Raw genomic sequence first — 16,519 nt, 5'->3', positions numbered from 1 at the left:
GCCGGATCTGCCCCGGGCCGAGACCAGAGATGAGAAGGTGAACGTGTCCTCGATCGCCGATGACCGCGACGACTCCGTACTCAGCGACGCCGAGGTGCTCGAACTGAGCTCGGATCTGCCGACTTGGCGGCATTTCCCGGACCTCGATGAGCTGATCGCCGGCCTCGACGAGATTCGCCTACGCCACCCGGACCTGGTCGCTGTCGAACGAATCGGGACCTCGCGCCTGGGCGAGGACATTCTCGTCTACACCGTCTCCGTCGACCCAGTCCAGGACTCCTCAGCGGCCGCTGAACCCGTGAACGGTGAGCCGGTGAACGGGCTCATCGTCGGCGGCGTGCACCCGAACGAACCCATCGGCTCAGTGACGATCCTCCACCTCGTCGACATGCTCGTGCGCAACGATGCGCTGAGGAGGCGTCTGCGCACTCGCTGGCACATCGTCGCCTGCGCAGATCCGGACGGCATGCGACTCAATCATGAGTGGTACGACCGTCCTGGCGACGCGGAGGCCTACTTCCGCGGCTTCTACCGACCACCAGGCCCCGAGCAGGTCGAATGGACCTTCCCGATCAACTACAAGACCAAGCAGTTCGACTCGATGCTGCCCGAGACCGCGGCCCTCAAAGGCCTCATCGACCGTGTTCGACCGGACTTCTACGTCCCCCTGCACAACGCCGAGGGCGGAGGCGCCTACTACTATCTCAGCCCCGCGCTCGCCCCGATGATCCCACTGCTCCATGCACTGCCGCAACGCGCGGGCATCCCTCTCCACCACGGCCATCCCGAGTCACCCATGAGCGAGGTCCTGGCGCCCGGGGTCTTCTCGGCGATCGGTGCCGAAGACGCCTACGACTGGCGAGCTGACCGCGGCCTCGACCCGATTGTCGCACCGCACGAAGGACAGTCCTCGACGAGCTATGCGCGTCGCTACGGCACCACTGCGCTTATCGCCGAACTCCCGCTGTGGACCAGGGACGGTGCTGACGATCAGAGTGCATCAGAGGCCAACTACGGTGAACTGCTCCGTGAAGCCGGAGCGGCGCTGCAAACCACCGGAGGCTGGCTCGAGATGATCCTTGACCGTGTCCGCCCGCACCTGCACGATCCCGACGAGCCGATCATGCGCAGCGCACTCGGCTTCATCCCGATGATGACCCGAGTGGGGCGAGATCTCGAGGCACGCGGAGAATCGGCGAGCAGCGACCGGCTGGCACGAGCCGCCGAACGGCCGATGGGTGTGGTGTGGATGTTCCGTCTGCGTTACGGAGGTGCCCTGCTGCGGGCCCTGACCATCGAGCGCGAGCGCGGCGATGATGCCTCAGGTCAGATCGCTGAGGCTGTGCGAGTACTCGACGAAGAGTTCTCCTCATGGCTGGTCGGCCGAGACCGGGAGATGCGCAATCGCAGCCTGCCGATCGATGCCGTCGCCTCCGTTCAGTTAGGCGCGATCCTCGGCCTGGCCTCGTACCACCGGTCGCGTCAGCTGCGGCGGGACAGATGCTCGCGCGGAGGGTGACCGTAGCGATCGCGAAAGGCCCGGCTGAAACTCCTCACCCTGGTGTAGCCGACCCGGCGAGCCGCGTCGGTGGGGCGGGCGCCGGCCTCGAGGAGGTCCCTTGCGGCGTGCATCCGGGCACTGTGCTGCCATTGCGCCAGAGTCATCCCGGTCTCGACGCGGAACGCGCGGTGGACTTCCGCATCGATTCCTGCGCCGGCGGGCAGTTTCATTCGGGTGAGGAAATGTCTCGCGACAGCTGCGGCGCGTGGATCCGCGGGCATGGCAACGGTGCGTGACCGTTGGTTTGCGAGCTGATCGACGAACAGGTCGAGCATGTCGCGGGGCTCGAAGCCCTCGGGCCGCAGTTCGGTGCGAGTCGCCACGGCTCGATGGAGGAGGAAATCATTCCATTCGGGGGAGAAACGGGCCCTCATCGGCTCGCTGATATGCACGTCCTCGGGCGACAGGTAGCCGATCGGCAGAGTCACCGATCCTTCGTCATTGCCCGCTTGGTGGGCGACGCCGGCTGGAATCCAGACGGCCTCTCCCTCACGGCGAAGGTGATGGCGCGACTCCAGACTGAGGTCGCCGGTGCCCTTGTACAGCCACGCCAGGACATGCACGTCGTTGCGGTGCCACGAGGTGCGCGTCGCGGGCAGCGGTCGCGGCACCGACGCAGCCGCCGGCGTCTTCGTCAGCCGTGCGATCGTCGCCGCCAAGGCGGCCGTCCCGGTGGCTGCCTCGGTGCGCAGGAGAGAGCCGAGGGAGTGGACGGACATACGTGAGGCGTAGGCGCTGGGGGTGAGCCCGTAGTGTCTGCCGAATGCACGGGTGAACCCGTGCCGTGAGGTGAAGCCCACGCGCATTGCCGTGGCCTCCACTGCGTGGCCCGAGGCGAGGTGTTCACATGCGGCCGCGAGTCGCGTCGCGATCCGCCATCGGTTGAAAGTCCACCCGATATCGAGGAAGCCGCGCCTGATGGTCGATGCGCTCGAAGCGGTCAGTCTTGCCCAGCCTGTGATGCTGCGGTCGATGGCCGGCGCGGCGCGCAGCTCCTCAGCCACCCTCCGTGCCGCAGACGCACGAGGCAGAGGCGGCTCCTCTCCCGGCAGCGCACCGCTCTTCTCACCCGTCTCGCCGAGGCCGAGGGCGTCGCCGAGGCCGAGGATGTCGCCGAGACCGGCAGCCCGATAGCCGAAGATCCCATGTCCTGTGGAGCAGTGGAGGAAGTGGAGGATCAGCCAATCCTGCCAGTGCGCAGGGACACCGAAGGTGAGGGTCGTACGAGGGGCATCAGGGGTCGTATTCGGTGTGACGAGATAGGGGAAGGCGACAGTTCCCGCCTCGGTCGTCACCGTCGCGCCGCAGCCAGCCTGCAGCCAGATCCCCTCACCAGCCGGGATGCGATACATGTGGGAATCTGCAGTGCTCACGTATGCGGTGCCCGTGCGTGTCCACAGCAGCAGATCGAAGGCGTACAGCCAGTCCGCGCTCAGACGGCAGGGGGGAATCGCCGGAACGGGCAGGCTGGACTGAGCCGATGCAGATGCATTCATCACGAGTGAACTATATGAGAGTCTGCGCACCCAGGTAAAGGTTAGCAAAACCTAATATGAAGAGTCGCTGCCGATCGTCCCCGACTCCGGTCCGGCATCCGGGGACACCGGCGAGAGAGCACAGAGAAATGAGGAGCCACCCATGACCATCGCCCACGATTCGCGACGCTTCGCCGTCACCGCCACGGCACTGGGCGCCGTTCTCGCCCTGAGTGCCTGCGGGGGCGGTTCGTCCGAATCTGCCGACGAGAACTCTTCCGACGCGGCCGGGAGCTTTCCCGCTACGGTCTCCACCGAATTCGGCGATGCCGTCGTCGAGGAGAAGCCGGAGAATATCGTCGTCATCGGGTCCCCGCTCGACATCGACATGCTTGACGCGCTCGGGGAGCAGGCCGACGTCTACGGCGGATGGGGCCCGGAGAATCAGGCACTGCAGACCGCACCGTGGATCAAGGGACTCTACGGCGAATACGCCGATGATCTCATCGCCGACAGCAAGCCCTCGGCCGAGGCGGTTGCGTCGCACGACCCGGACCTCATCATCTACTTCGGGGCAGGCTCACCACTCGACCAGTCGGGTTACGACCAGCTGTCCGAGATCGCCCCGACCTACGCCTACACCCAGCTGCCCAGCTATGAGGACGAACTCGACGCTCTTGGCCAGCTCACCGGCACGACCGATCGTGTCGAGGATGTAACGAAGGGCATCGACGACGATTTCTCCGAAGCGCGTGAGTCTCTGCATGGCCTGCAGGACAAGACCTTCTTCCAGGGAGTGGTCACGCCTGACGGAATCTATTCAGTGCCCGGAGCGAAGAACTTCTTCGGCGCACTCGGCCTCAAACCCTCCGACCTCCAGCCCAGTGAGGACAAGCCGCAGACGCTCTCGACCGAGAAACTCGACGAGATCGATGCCGATGTCGTCGTCCTCGGCGGCGAGGACGGTCCTCGCAAGAAGCTCGAAGACGATCCCCGGTTCGATCGACTCCCGGCAGTGAAGAACGGCACGATGGTCCTTGTCGGCGGGAGCGAGACCTACCTGTCGATGCCCACTCAGATCGGACCCTCGAGCGTGCCCTACATCCTCGATAAGCTCGTTCCCCAGCTCGAGGACTCAGCGCTCAACCAGGGCAGCTGAACCGATGCGCACGGCTGAGGTGACCGGCCGATCACGGAATCGGTGGGTGCGATGTACGCTGCCTGTGGCACGGTGCCGATGAGCACAGTTCGCTCCGGAGACCCGACCGGACTCGGCCGGTCCCGGCTGACCCGGTGGTTGCCGGTCATCGGGCAGGCCCCGGATCGGCCCCCGCGCCTTGAGAACATCGAGATCCGGCCGGGAACGACGCCGACACGTCTCCTGCTCGGCCTGCTGCTCTCCGCGAAGCGGTATACGATGCCCGCGGTGATCCTCGGGGTGCTGTGGCAGGTCGGCGAGGCTCTTGTTCCCGTGGTCATGGGCGCGGCCATCGACGAGGCGCTGGCCGAGGGCGACGCGTCTCGGCTCATCCTGTGGATCGGGGTGCTTGCCGCAGTGTTCACAGTGCTCTCGCTGTCGTTTCGGTGCATGGCTCAGCTCGCGGCGCTGGCCGCGGAGCTCGTCGGCCACCGGCTTCGCTCCACGCTCTCCCGCCAGGTGCTACACGCCCCGGGGAGCGCCGGTGCGAAACCGGACGGCGCTGTGGTGTCGCTGATGACGAACGACATCATGCGAGCGGCAGCATTGGGTCTCGCCGTCTACCCGGTGGCCGAGTTCGCGGGGGTCGTCTTCATCGCAGTCTCCCTCCTGCTCATCCATTGGCTCCTCGGCCTTGTGGTGCTGGTCGGAGCCCCGCTGACGGTGTGGCTCATGGGAGTGCTCAGCGGCCGCCTGGCCCGGGACTCCCGGGTCTACCAGACCCTGCTCGCGAAGACGGTCGGACGGGCGACGGACCTGGTCTCCGGCTATCGCGTGATCAAAGGGATGCGCGCGGAGTCCGAGGCCACCGACCGTTATCGCCAGACCAGCCGCGAGACCCTCGACGGCGCCTACCGCAATGTCGGACTGCTCGGCCGCTTCCTCGTCGGCAGCACGACAGTGAGCGGAGCATTCGTCGCCGCGGTCGCCGCACTCGCCGCGTGGTTCGCGATCGAGGGTGAGATCAGCGTCGGCGGGCTGATCGCCGCCGTCGGTCTCTCGCAGGCGCTGCTGCCGCCGATGCGCATGCTCGCGATGAATGCCGTGCCCGCCTGGGCTGCGGCGCGCGGATCGAGCGAACGCATCCTCGAGGCTCTCACTGCGCTCGGCGTGCCGGCCTCGGGCGGGGCTGAGGCCAGGGGCGAGATCGGGCCCGTGCCCGAGCACGACTCCCCGTCCCGCGCCGCGGGCCGGGTTCGAGCAGACACACCCCGGCTCGAGCTGCAGTTCGGTGACCGCGAGCCGGTTCGCGTCGCTCCCGATGAGATCGTCGGTCTGCGCGCGGACGAGGCGGGAGCGGCGGCACTCGCCGAGGCTCTGCTGCGACCCGAATCCGCCCAGGCCCTCTCCCTCACCCTTGATGGCCTGGACCGGCGGGATCCCGACTTCGACCGGCTCTGGCGCGACACGACCGTCATCTCCCCACACCATGCGACGCTCTTCAGCGGGACCGTGGCCGAGACCATCGGCTCCTGTGCGGCCGACCGCGAGCGGGCGCTTCTGGCCGCGGCCTGTGAGGACTTCATTTCGGGCGAAGCGGCAGAGCTGCGACAGATCGGTGAGATGGCCAATCGACTCTCGGGCGGGCAGCGACAGCGTCTCGCGCTCGCTCGCGCCTATGCCGCCGAGGCGGACCTCCTCGTCCTCCACGACCCGACGACGGCCGTGGACTCCGTCACCGAGCAGACGATCGCCGCCCGCCTTCCGGCGATTCGGCGGGGCCGGATGACGATCCTCATCGCCTCCTCGCCGGTCCTGCTGAGCATCTGCGATCGGGTCATCGACCTCGACGACGCAGTGGACGCGGAAAGAGTGAGCTCATGAGCGCCGTCGACGATCGATCGGCGCAGGGCCTGCCCATCGCCGATTGGCGCACGACCCGGCGCACCATCTCCGCGCTCAGCCGCGGGCGCCGCCTCGTGCTGCTCGGCGTCGTCATCCTCGGTACGGTCAGTGCCGCAGCAGGGCTCGTTCCGCCTGCAGTGATCGGCACTCTCGTCGATCGTGTGCAGGCCGGCACCGCTGATCTGGCGACGGTGTTCTGGGCTCTGGGGGTCATGGTCCTCGCTGCGTTCCTCGGGGCCGTGGGCGCCGCGGTCACGGTCGTCCTCGCCTCCCGGTCGTATCACGCGATGCTCGCAGAACTGCGCGAGAGCCTTGTCGAAGAGGCACTCGAACTGCCGCAGGGGACGGTCGAGACCGCCGGCACCGGCGACCTCATCTCACGGTCGAGTGACGATGTCTCCCAGGTGGCCGATGCGGCGCCGCAGATCATCCCCGTGTTCACCACCGTCGCCTTCACCATCATCGTCACCTTCGCCGGGATGACGGCACTCGATCCCTGGTACGGGCTCACGCTGCTGGCCGTCGTGCCGGTCTACGTGGTCACCCTGCGGTGGTACCTGCGTACCGGGCCGGTCGTCTACCGGGCGGAGCGGACGGCGATGAGCGGTCGCGCGCAGGCGATCACCGAATCCCAGCGGGGCCATGACACCGTGCTCGGGCTGCGCCTCGATCAGCACAGGCATGCCCGGACGATGGCGGCCTCCTGGCAGGTGGTCGGCCACTCGCTGCGGGCGAGGACCGTGCAGAACATGTTCTTCGGCAGACTCAACATCGCCGAGTTCCTCGGCATGGCCGCGATCCTCGTCATCGGCTTCTGGCTCAACCGGGCCGGGCTGTCCACCGTCGGGGCGGCGACCGCGGCGATGCTCCTCTTCCTCCGTCTCCTCGGCCCGATCAACCAGCTGCTCCTCGTCGTCGACACTCTGCAATCCGTCCTCGCCTCTCTGGCCCGCATAGTCGGCGTCATCACCGCCTCGGAGGAGGGTCCTGCCGCGGCGACCGAAGAGCTAGCAGCGGCCCGGTCGGGTGCGGTCAGCCTGCGCAAGGTGAGCTTCGGATACGACGATTCCGCGCTCGTCATCGACAACCTCGACCTGCAGATCGAACCAGGGGAGCGGGTCGCGATCGTCGGCGCCTCGGGCGCAGGGAAGACGACCATGGCCGCGCTCATCGCCGGCATCCACGCCCCCCTGAGCGGGAGTGTGCGCACGCCGGTGAACACGGCACTCGTCACCCAGGAAGGCCACGTCTTCGCCACGACCCTGCGGGAGAACCTCACCTTGGCCGCACCTGATGCGAAGGACGCCGAGATCCGATCAGCGCTCACCGCGGTCGGGGCCGACCGGCTGCTCGACATGCTGCCCGAGGGACTCGACTCCGAAGTCGGACCCCGCGGCACCGAGCTCACGGCCGCCCAGGCACAGCAGCTCGCGCTCGCACGCATCGTGCTCACCGACCCCGAACTCGCGATCCTCGACGAGGCGACTGCCGAGGCGGGATCGGCCCACGCCGATGTGCTCGACCTCGCCGCCGAGGCCGCCCTCTCCGGACGGACCGGACTGGTCATCGCCCACCGACTCTCGCAGGCCGCCGCCTGCGACCGAATCATTGTCATGGAGGCCGGGCACATCGCAGAATCCGGCCGGCACGAGGAACTCATCGCCGCTGACGGCATCTACCAGCGACTGTGGACCGCGTGGTGCCGGGGACGGTCTGCGCAGGAGTCGCACGACGAGGGTTGAGTTCGCACGACGAGGGGTCGAGCCGGGCTGCAGGGGCCCGTCGCTCGGCCGACTCAGGCTCGAGCCGGGCGAGCCCGACAACTGTCGGGTGAGGCGACCGCAATCGCGTTGTCGTGGCGGTAGTGTGCCCGGTCGCGGGTCGTCATACTGGGAGACATGACACAACGACGGTCACCCTTCGATGCGGAGCTCGCCGCGAGCCTGTCCGTCGTGGGTGGGGTCTTTCCGCCGACCATCACGCCCTCGCTCATTGACTTCATGCGCTCCTCCTACGCCTCGGAGCCGCTGGCCGACATCCTCAGCGGGCGCCGAGTAAAGCACTCGGAGCACCAGGTGCCCGGGCACCTCGGCGAGCCGATCACCGTCTCCGTCTTCCGGCGCAGCGGGGACAACGGGCGGCGTCCGGGGATCGTCTACGCCCACTCCGGAGGGCTGATGTTCGGTGACCGGTTCAGTGCACTCGCACTCAACCTCGATTGGGTCGAACGCACCGGGGCGGTGCTCATCTGCCCCGAGTACCGTCTCGCCCCTGAGCATCAGGACCCTTGGGCCCGCGAGGACATGTACGCGAGCCTCGAATGGACGGCGGAGAATGCGGAGGCGCTCGGCATCGACCTCGACCGGCTCATCGTCGCCGGCGCGAGCGCCGGAGGGGGCCTGGCCGCGGGTATGGCACTCGCCGCGCGAGACCGGCGCGGGCCGAAGCTGCGCGGTCAGCTGCTCATCTACCCGATGCTCGACGATCGCGGCATCACCGTCTCGACCGACCAGTTCGACGGCATCGGCGTCTGGGACCGAGTCAGCAACGAAACCGGCTGGCAGGCGATGCTCGGCGACGCCTACCGCACAGATGCCGTCTCGCCCTACATCGCCCCGTCCCGCGCCACCGACCTCAGCGCGCTGCCCCCGGCTTACATCGACGTCGGTTCGGCTGAGATCTTCCGTGACGAAGCCGTCGCCTACGCATCGGCACTGTGGAACGACGGCAGCGAGGCGGAGCTGCACGTCTGGCCGGGAGGATTCCACGCCTTCGACATCTTCGCCGCCCACACACACCTTGCGCAAGGAATGATCAGCACCCGTTCGGCCTGGATCGAGAAGCTCCTGGCCGACTGACCGAAAGGCAGAAACAATGTCGAAGAACCGAGCTGTCAATGATGCCGTCGCTCGAGTGGCCGCACACAAAGTCGAGAGCGGTGGGGTCCCCGGCGTCGTCGCCGGCGTCACCACGGATGAGGAGACGATCAGCCTCACCGCCGCTGGAGTCCGCTCCCTCGACGACCCGCAGCCGATGACCACCGATTCGGTGTTCATGATCTTCTCCACCACCAAGGCGCTCACCGGAACGGTTGCGCTGCAACTGGTCGAACAGGGCGACCTCGACCTGGACGCTCCGGCCCGTGAGTACGCACCGGGGCTGGCCGAGGTTCGGGTCATCGACGGCTTCGATGCCGGTGGGGAACCGATCCTGCGCGCCCCAGCCAGCGAACCGACGACCAAACAGCTGCTGCTGCACACCGCAGGCTTCGGCTACGACTTCTTCAACGAGAAGTACGAACGACTCGCAAGGGAGCAGGGCCAGCCGAGCATCGTCTCGAGCACCCGGAAAGCACTGGAGACGCCGCTGCTCTTCGACCCGGGCACGCAATGGGAGTACGGATCGAACATCGATTGGGTGGGTCAGGTCATCGAAGGCATCACCGGCACCACACTGGGCGAAGCGCTGCAGAAGCGGGTGCTCGACCCGCTGGGCATGACCGACAGCAGTTTCAGGCCGACATCGTCGATGGCACAGCGGCAGGCGACGATGCACCAGCGCACCGAGGGGCGGCTCTCAGCGACCGACTTCCTCCTGCCCGAACCCGAGGTGGAGATGGGCGGGCACGGACTCTTCTCCACCGTCGGCGACTACCTCGCGTTCATCCGAATGTGGCTCAACGACGGCCGTGCCGATGACGGCACCGTCGTCCTCCGCCCCGAGACCGTGGAGTCGGCGACGCAGAACCACCTCGGTGATCTCAAGGTCAAAATGCTGCCCGGCGTCATCCCGAGCCTGTCGAATGATGCCGAGTTCTTCCCGGGCATGCCGAAATCCTGGGGATACACCTTCATGATCAACGAAGAGGACGCCCCCACCGGTCGTCCGGCGGGAGCGGTGGCCTGGGCAGGGCTCGCCAACCTCTACTACTGGATCGACCGGCAGAATCGGATCGGCGGCTACTGGGCCACGCAGATCTTCCCGTTCGCCGACCCGGAATCGGTCGGCGGCTACCTCGAGATGGAGACCGCGGTCTACGATGCACTGAAGGACTGAATCACATCGCGGTGCACAAGCGCACCGCACCGACGACTCGCAAGGAGGCGATGACGTGCAGGAGCTCCTCGGCAGAATTGCCAACCTGGATCCGCAGGCGAGCTTGGGCCTGCGCGTCATCGCCTGTTTCGACGAACTCATGGTCGGTGAGGTCAACTCCCGTGCCCTCGCCGCCGCGGCCGCAGCGTTGGCAGGCTGCCCAGCCGGTTTCCGCAGCGGCGACGGAAGTCGGACGCTGCGTGTCGATCCGGCGGGCATCACCCTCGCCGGTGATGCACCCGCCGAGGCGACCGTCCGCAGTCTGCCCGATTCCTCCGAGGTCTGGCTCGAGCGGTCGGGCGCGGCTGGGCCGAACGACGAGCTCATTCTCGAACGATTCGGGTTGGCCATCGGGGTGAGGTTCGGTCTCGAACGTCAGCTCATCGAAACGCCGCGTGACGTCGCACTCGCTCTCGATGCAGCCGCCTCGGCGGAGGAGCGCACCGCGGCTGCCCTGCGCCTCGGGCTGATGCCGGGAACCGGCTACCGGGTGCTCGCAGCCCCGCTGTTCGCCGTCTTCGACCGGCGTCCAGCGGGGCCGACCGATGTCATCACCAGCGAATACGGCACCTTGCAGGTTCTCATCGTGGACGGGGCCGGAGAGGACCTGGCTGTGTCTCCTGCCGGCTTGGGCGGGTCTGCGGCGATCGGCGATCTGCCGCGGTCGCTGCGGGCTGCAATAGTGGCGCTGCGCCTCAGCCGTCCGCCCGAGGAAGGTCTGGTGCGGGCGGAGAACTTCGGCGGCCTCGTCGAGCTGCTCGCCGAATCTCCCGATGCGAACGATCCCGATGCAGCCAGGCTCGATGAGCTCATGGACGCGCCGTGGGCGGAGTCGACCGTGCGAGTGGTGCTCGAGGCGCCGACGATCAGACAGGCAGCCAGGAGCCTCGGCCTCCACCACAGCACGGTGCAGGGCAGAGCCGAATACATGGAGCGCTGCCTCGGCTACGATCCGCTCGCCGGCTACAACCGCACCCGCCTGGGCACCAGCGTGCTGCGGTGGAGGCTGCGCAACTCCCGCGTCCTCGAGCTTCCGGGGCCGGTGGGGTGAGGACACCTACCCCACGAACGCCGTCGCGAAGAACGGCACGAACGTCACCAGTGCGAGTGCCGCCAGCAGCACGAGCGCACTCGGGATCGCTGCTTTCGCCACCCCGACGACACTCATCCCGGACATGCCTGATGCGACGAACAGGTTGAGTCCGAGCGGCGGTGTGATCATGCCGATCTCTAGGTTCATCACCACGATGATGCCGAAGTGGATCGGATCGATGCCGAGCTCGATCGCGATCGGCAGCAGGATCGGGGCGAGGATGAGGATTGCCGAGGACGTCTCCATCACGCAGCCGACGAACAGCAGCAGGATGTTGACGAGGATGAGGAACTGCCACGGCTGCAAGTCCCAGTCGGTGATCGTCGTCGAGATCTGACCCGGGATCCGCTCACTGGCGAGCACGAAGGTGAAGAGAATGCCGTTGGCGATGATGAACATGACCATCGCCGAGGTCTTCACCGACGCCAGCGTGACCTCCCACAGCTGCGAGATCTTGATCTCGCGGTAGATGAGCAGCGACACGACGAGCGAATAAGCGACGGCCACGGCGGCCGCCTCGGTGGGGGTGAACCATCCGGAGTAGATTCCGCCGAGGACGAGGAACGGCAGCGCAAGAGCGAGAATCGCATCCCGGAACGCCTTCAACTTGTCCTTGTTCGACATCCGGAAGCCGACCCCGGCGTGACCGTAGCCCTTCTTCCAAGCGACGAACACAGCCATGCCCAACAGCATCACGCCGGCGAGGATGCCCGGCAGGACGCCTGCGAGGAACAGGTCGCCGATGTTCTGCTCGGTGGCGATGCCGAAGACGATGAGCGGAATCGACGGCGGGATGAGGATGCCCAACGACCCCGAGGTGGCGACGAGTCCCGTGGAGAACTCCTTCGGGTACCCGTTCTTGATCATCGCCGGAATCATCAACGCACCGACCGCGACGACCGTGGCCGGTGAGGACCCGGAGACCGCGGCGAAGAACATGCACGCGAGCACCGTGGTGATCGCCATGCCGCCGCGCAGATGCCCGACCATGGCCGCACCGAAGTCGGTCAGCCGTCGGGAGATCCCGCCGCGGGACATGATGTTCGCCGCGAGGATGAAGAACGGGATCGCCATGAGCGGGAACGAATTCAGTGCATTGAACAGCCGCTCCGAGACCTGGGTCATCGGAATGAGCGTGAAGTAGTAGAAATAGACGATGCTGGTCAGGCCCAAGGCGACCGCAATGGGCGCCGAGGTGACGAGTAGTGCGATGAGGACGACGATGAGAACGACTGTGGCTTCGAACATCAGCGATCGCCTCCCTTCTCGTCAGTTCCGCCATCGCCGAGGCGGTCGTCCCCTGGACGTCGATCCGCGCGGTCAGCGCGGTCGCCTCCGCCATCGACGATCGCGAGGTCCTCGACGTCGATGCCGACGGCGGCGGCCTCCTCGGCGAGGACATCTTTGTCGAGTTCCGTCGCAGGAGTGCGCAGGGCTCGGACGGTCATCTCGACGGCGCGAATGAAGAACAGCGTCATTCCCACCGCCAGCGAGAGTTCGACGACCCACAGCGGCAGCTTGAGCGCCGGGGTGATCGTCGTCCGCGAGAACGGTTCGGTGATGAGCGCCCACGACAGGTAGGCGATGAAGCCCGCGTAGACCAGAGTGGCCAGTCCGCCGAGCACGACGAAGAACTTCTTCGCCTTGCCCTTGAGCAGAGCCGGCATGATGTCGACCGCGACGTGCTCGTTGTGGCGCAGTGTGACGACGGCGCCGAAGAACGTCGAGAAGATGATGAGGTAGATGACTGCCTCTTCGGACCAGAAGAGCACGTCACCGGTGATGTTGCGCAGAAGCACGGCGAAGACTGCCAAGGCCGTGGCCGCGATGAGGCAGCCGCCGGCGAGGGCGTTCTCGAGCCGACTGAGGTACTTGTCGATGGACTTCATCATCAGCCCCTCTTCTCGTTGCGTTCGAGGAGCTCGTCGACGACCTCGGGACCGATGACGTCGCGGTACTTCTCGTATTCGGACGGCACGACCATGTCCTTGAAGGCTTGGCGCTCTTCCTTGGTCGGAATGACGATCTCCGTGCCGCCGGATTCCTCGATGGTCTTCTTCGACTCTTCGTTGACCTTCTGAGCTTCCTTGCGGTTGAACTCGCTGGCGTCGTCGGCAGCCTCATCGACTGCGGTCTGCAGGTCGTCCGGCAGTTCGTCGTACCAGCGCTTGTTCACCGTGAGGATGTAGCCGATGTAGCCGTGATCGAGTTCGGTCACGTACTTCTGGACGGTGTGCATGTTCTGCGACTGGATGTTCGAGTAGGTGTTCTCGCCTCCATCGATGAGTCCCTGCTGCAGCCCGCTGTAGACTTCGGCGAACGCAAGCGGAGTCGGAATCCCTCCCCAGGTCTCGAACTGGGTGCGCAGCACGTCAGAAGGCTGGATGCGGTACTTCTTGCCCTTCATATCCGCAGGTGCCAGCGTCTTGTTGTTCGAATGGATCTGCTTCATTCCCGAGTCCCACAGGCCGAGGACTTTGAGCCCGTTCTCTTCGAGATCGGGGTTCGCGTAGATGGCTTTGCCGATCTCGGTATCGGGACTGGCGACCTCGGGGATCTCATCCGGATCGTCGAAGATGAACGGCAGGTCGAGCACCTGCAGGCTCGGTGCGATCGTCGTGAACTTTGCGCTCGCCGGAGCCAACACTTGGACGGCATTGGACTGGATGGCCTGCATCTCGTCCTTGTCGCCGTAGAGCTCCGAATTCGGGAACACCTCGACCTCGATGCGACCGCCGGACTTCTCTTCGACCTGTTCGGCGAAGAAGTCTGCGGCCAGTCCCTTCGGTGTGCCCACCGAGGTGACATGGGCGAAGCGCAGTTCGAATTTCTGTTGGTCTCCGCTGCGTGCGGGATTGCATCCGCTCAGCAGCAGGAGGCTTATCGAGAGGCCCGCGATGAGCGGCTTCCACCTCGGTCGTCTCATTGACGTCATCGTCAGCTCCAGTCTGGTTGGCCAGGGGCGATGCCGATCGGGAGCCTGTGTGCGGACGAGCCCACCGTTGACGACGGCTGGTCATTGCCGTGGGGTGAGTTCGTGTCGAGCCAGGTTCTCGATCGACCGTTCACGAGCCTAGAGGACTTTTCGCTGATTTCCAATATGATCGGCGAAATAATGCATTATTTGTTGAACTGAGAGTTCGCGGCCCGCCTCGAGGGCGTCAGTCCGTGTCGAAGTCGAAGGGGTCGGAGACTGCCTGACCGGTCGTCGACTCGGCCAGTCGGAGGAAGCCGTTCGTGATGTGATCGCCGAGGTGGCGCGCCGCCGCGTCCGGATCGACGTCACGCACGGCGTCGACGATCGACTGATGTTCGGTGTGCACCTGGTCGAGCCTCTCGGGGCTGTCGAGGGTGAGGTCCCACGGGAATGCTCGCCAGCGTGCCGCGATGTCATTGCGCAGCGCGGGCATTCCGCAGCGGTCGTAGAAGAAGAAGTGGAATTCCTCGTTGCGGGTGTTGCGTCCCAGCGAATCGCCGTCGGCGCTCGCCTCGTCAAGGGCCTCGAGAAGGCGCTCGGCCTGGCGCAGCTCGTGCCTGGAGATCCGTGTGGTTGCACGAGCGATGGCGAAGGTCTCGGTGAGCTTTCGGGTGACGAAGAGGGACTTGAGTCGGTCGACATCGACGCCGGCGACGCGCACGCCGCGGTGTGCTTCGGAGGTGACGAGCCCCTCGGCTTCGAGAATTCGCAGGGCCTCGCGGACCGGGGTGATGGAGGCATTGAACCAGTCGGCGACCTGATCCTGCCGCAGTCGTTCGCCGCGATCGAGCTCGCGGGAGAGGATCTTTCGACGCAGGCCGAGGACGATGACGTCCCGCTTCGTCGATGCCGACTCCTGATCCACCCGATGCCTTTCGTTCATGCGTCACCCGCTGTTGGGGTGTCAGTTTCATGTCTCAGTGGTCCCAGTCTACAGGCTCGGGCAGCAACTGAGACCAAAGAATGCATTATTCGTGAAGATATGTATGATGTGGATGTCAACGTTTCATACCTCGTCGTGGAGGGCCGATGGCCACTGCTGCACCGACGTCCGTACCGCGCCCCGCGGGCCAGGACGACGCGACCGCCTCGAACCTGCCGCTGTCCGGCATCACTGTCATCAGCTGCGAACAGGCAGTCGCCGCCCCCTTCGCCTCACGCCAGCTGGCGGACCTCGGAGCCCGGGTCATCAAGATCGAACGCCCAGGCGTCGGCGACTTCGCCCGCGGATACGACACGACGGTCAATGGACTCTCGAGCCATTTCGTGTGGATCAACCGCAACAAGGAGAGCCTGGCGCTCGACCTGAAGAGCCCCGGCGGACTTAAGATCCTGCACGAGCTCATCGCCTCGGCGGATGTCTTCATCCAGAATTTCGCCCCCGGCGCGGCAGAGAGACTCGGCCTCGGTGCCGAAGACCTTCGGTCGATCAACCCTCGGCTGATCCACGCCTCGATCTCCGGATACGGAACGGACGGGCCGTACAAAGATGCCAAGGCCTACGATGCACTTGTGCAGGCCGAGGCAGGACTGGTCTCCGTGACCGGAACAGAGGAGTTCCCTGCGAAGACGGGAATCTCGACGGCAGACATCGCCGCGGGAATGTACACGTACTCAGGCATCCTCACCGCTCTGTACAACCGCGAGCGCACGGGTGAAGGCGCCACCCTGTCGACGAGCCTCTTCGACTCCCTCGTCGAATGGATGGGCTACCCCCTCTACTTCACCCGCTACGGCGGCACCCGTCCCACCCGGGCCGGCACCTCCCACGCCGCCATCGCCCCCTACGGTGCGTTCACCTGCGGCGATGGCACTCAGATCATGCTCGCGATCCAGAACGAACGCGAATGGGAACGCTTCGCCACTCAGGTTCTCGACCGTCCCGATATGGTCACCGACGCACGATTCGACCGCGCCGCTCATCGCTGCGCCCACCGACACGAACTCCAAGAGATCATCGAGCGAGCCTTCTCCGCCCTCACCGGCGAAGCCTGCGACGCCCTCCTCGAACAAGCCGCGATCGCCCACTCGAGGCAGCGCGATATGAGCGAGATCGCCGACCATCCGCAGCTGACCGAACGCCACCGCTGGCACGAGGTCGAGACCCCTGCCGGTCCGATCTCCATGCTCGCACCACCGGTCGAGATGTCCGGAGTGGGCAATCGCATGGATCCGATCCCGGCGGTGGGGCAGAATTCGGAGTCCATCCTCGGCGAGCTGGGGATGGATGCCGAGACGATCGGCGAACTGCGCCACAACGGGGTGATCTGACGAC

Annotated in this window: 13 protein-coding genes; 8 read left to right on the top strand and 5 right to left on the bottom strand. The window is 66.0% G+C overall.

Annotation, left to right across the window (positions count from 1 at the left end; translation table 11 throughout):
- The first annotated feature begins 43 nt into the window (after positions 1-43).
- Positions 44-1,519, top strand: coding sequence for a M14 family zinc carboxypeptidase (locus HK401_RS07270; protein ID WP_181274005.1), 1,476 nt, complete (start codon positions 44-46; stop codon positions 1,517-1,519).
- Here HK401_RS07270 and HK401_RS07265 read toward each other — a convergent pair.
- A complete protein-coding gene (locus HK401_RS07265; protein WP_181274004.1) occupies positions 1,483-3,057 on the bottom strand; it encodes a helix-turn-helix domain-containing protein in 1,575 nt (524 codons plus the stop codon). The genes HK401_RS07270 and HK401_RS07265 overlap by 37 nt on opposite strands.
- 142 nt (positions 3,058-3,199) lie before the next feature.
- On the opposite strand from HK401_RS07265, the gene HK401_RS07260 reads away from it, so the two are divergent.
- From HK401_RS07260 to HK401_RS07235, 6 genes are all read left to right on the top strand, one after another.
- Positions 3,200-4,195, top strand: a complete 996-nt coding sequence (locus tag HK401_RS07260) for an ABC transporter substrate-binding protein (RefSeq protein ID WP_181274003.1) — start codon at positions 3,200-3,202, stop codon at positions 4,193-4,195.
- 78 nt (positions 4,196-4,273) lie between these two features.
- Positions 4,274-6,058 (top strand): ABC transporter transmembrane domain-containing protein, encoded by a 1,785-nt coding sequence (locus HK401_RS07255; RefSeq protein WP_181274002.1) that lies wholly within the window; start codon positions 4,274-4,276, stop codon positions 6,056-6,058.
- Positions 6,055-7,821 carry an ABC transporter ATP-binding protein gene (locus HK401_RS07250; RefSeq protein ID WP_181274001.1) on the top strand — a complete coding sequence of 589 codons (1,767 nt, stop codon included), beginning with the start codon at positions 6,055-6,057 and terminating at the stop codon, positions 7,819-7,821. Before HK401_RS07255 ends, HK401_RS07250 begins: the two co-directional genes overlap by 4 nt.
- Before the next feature lie 156 nt (positions 7,822-7,977).
- On the top strand, positions 7,978-8,937 hold the full coding sequence (locus HK401_RS07245; protein WP_181274000.1) for an alpha/beta hydrolase fold domain-containing protein: 960 nt from the start codon (positions 7,978-7,980) through the stop codon (positions 8,935-8,937).
- 16 nt (positions 8,938-8,953) lie between these two features.
- Complete coding sequence (gene acmB, locus HK401_RS07240; protein ID WP_181273999.1) at positions 8,954-10,135, top strand: methyl acetate hydrolase AcmB; 1,182 nt, start codon at positions 8,954-8,956, stop codon at positions 10,133-10,135.
- Positions 10,136-10,190: 55 nt separating this feature from the next.
- Complete coding sequence (locus HK401_RS07235; protein WP_181273998.1) at positions 10,191-11,225, top strand: CdaR family protein; 1,035 nt, start codon at positions 10,191-10,193, stop codon at positions 11,223-11,225.
- 6 nt (positions 11,226-11,231) lie between these two features.
- Here the strand turns inward: HK401_RS07235 and HK401_RS07230 are convergent, their stop codons facing one another.
- The 4 genes from HK401_RS07230 to HK401_RS07215 form a co-directional block, all read right to left on the bottom strand.
- Positions 11,232-12,515 (bottom strand): TRAP transporter large permease, encoded by a 1,284-nt coding sequence (locus HK401_RS07230; RefSeq protein ID WP_181273997.1) that lies wholly within the window; start codon positions 12,513-12,515, stop codon positions 11,232-11,234.
- On the bottom strand, positions 12,515-13,159 hold the full coding sequence (locus tag HK401_RS07225; RefSeq protein WP_181273996.1) for a TRAP transporter small permease: 645 nt from the start codon (positions 13,157-13,159) through the stop codon (positions 12,515-12,517). The genes HK401_RS07230 and HK401_RS07225 overlap by 1 nt, the downstream gene beginning before the upstream one ends.
- Positions 13,159-14,193 (bottom strand): DctP family TRAP transporter solute-binding subunit, encoded by a 1,035-nt coding sequence (locus HK401_RS07220; RefSeq protein ID WP_181273995.1) that lies wholly within the window; start codon positions 14,191-14,193, stop codon positions 13,159-13,161. The genes HK401_RS07225 and HK401_RS07220 overlap by 1 nt, the downstream gene beginning before the upstream one ends.
- A gap of 235 nt (positions 14,194-14,428) precedes the next feature.
- The gene (locus tag HK401_RS07215) at positions 14,429-15,127 is read right to left on the bottom strand and encodes a GntR family transcriptional regulator (protein ID WP_181273994.1); all 699 of its coding nucleotides are present in this window, start codon (positions 15,125-15,127) and stop codon (positions 14,429-14,431) included.
- A 146-nt stretch (positions 15,128-15,273) separates the two neighbouring features.
- Here HK401_RS07215 and HK401_RS07210 point away from each other — a divergent pair, with 146 nt between their 5' ends.
- The gene (locus tag HK401_RS07210) at positions 15,274-16,515 is read left to right on the top strand and encodes a CaiB/BaiF CoA transferase family protein (protein WP_181273993.1); all 1,242 of its coding nucleotides are present in this window, start codon (positions 15,274-15,276) and stop codon (positions 16,513-16,515) included.
- The last annotated feature ends 4 nt before the right edge of the window (positions 16,516-16,519 follow it).

Origin of the sequence: Brevibacterium oceani (assembly GCF_013623835.1) — a bacterium.
In the GTDB taxonomy this organism is placed as follows: domain Bacteria; phylum Actinomycetota; class Actinomycetes; order Actinomycetales; family Brevibacteriaceae; genus Brevibacterium; species Brevibacterium oceani.
The sequence above is the reverse complement of the archived record's forward strand: the minus strand, read 5'-3'. Positions and strand labels throughout refer to the sequence as shown.

What these genes read in the sequence shown, in the direction of transcription:
- HK401_RS07225 (WP_181273996.1), bottom strand. Translation starts at nt 13,159, where the DNA reads ATGATGAAGTCCATCGACAAGTACCTCAGTCGGCTCGAGAACGCCCTC.
- HK401_RS07250 (WP_181274001.1), top strand. Translation starts at nt 6,055, where the DNA reads ATGAGCGCCGTCGACGATCGATCGGCGCAGGGCCTGCCCATCGCCGAT.
- HK401_RS07215 (WP_181273994.1), bottom strand. Translation starts at nt 15,127, where the DNA reads ATGAACGAAAGGCATCGGGTGGATCAGGAGTCGGCATCGACGAAGCGG.
- HK401_RS07245 (WP_181274000.1), top strand. Translation starts at nt 7,978, where the DNA reads ATGACACAACGACGGTCACCCTTCGATGCGGAGCTCGCCGCGAGCCTG.
- HK401_RS07260 (WP_181274003.1), top strand. Translation starts at nt 3,200, where the DNA reads ATGACCATCGCCCACGATTCGCGACGCTTCGCCGTCACCGCCACGGCA.
- HK401_RS07220 (WP_181273995.1), bottom strand. Translation starts at nt 14,193, where the DNA reads ATGAGACGACCGAGGTGGAAGCCGCTCATCGCGGGCCTCTCGATAAGC.
- HK401_RS07255 (WP_181274002.1), top strand. Translation starts at nt 4,274, where the DNA reads ATGAGCACAGTTCGCTCCGGAGACCCGACCGGACTCGGCCGGTCCCGG.
- acmB (WP_181273999.1), top strand. Translation starts at nt 8,954, where the DNA reads ATGTCGAAGAACCGAGCTGTCAATGATGCCGTCGCTCGAGTGGCCGCA.
- HK401_RS07230 (WP_181273997.1), bottom strand. Translation starts at nt 12,515, where the DNA reads ATGTTCGAAGCCACAGTCGTTCTCATCGTCGTCCTCATCGCACTACTC.
- HK401_RS07265 (WP_181274004.1), bottom strand. Translation starts at nt 3,057, where the DNA reads ATGAATGCATCTGCATCGGCTCAGTCCAGCCTGCCCGTTCCGGCGATT.
- HK401_RS07210 (WP_181273993.1), top strand. Translation starts at nt 15,274, where the DNA reads ATGGCCACTGCTGCACCGACGTCCGTACCGCGCCCCGCGGGCCAGGAC.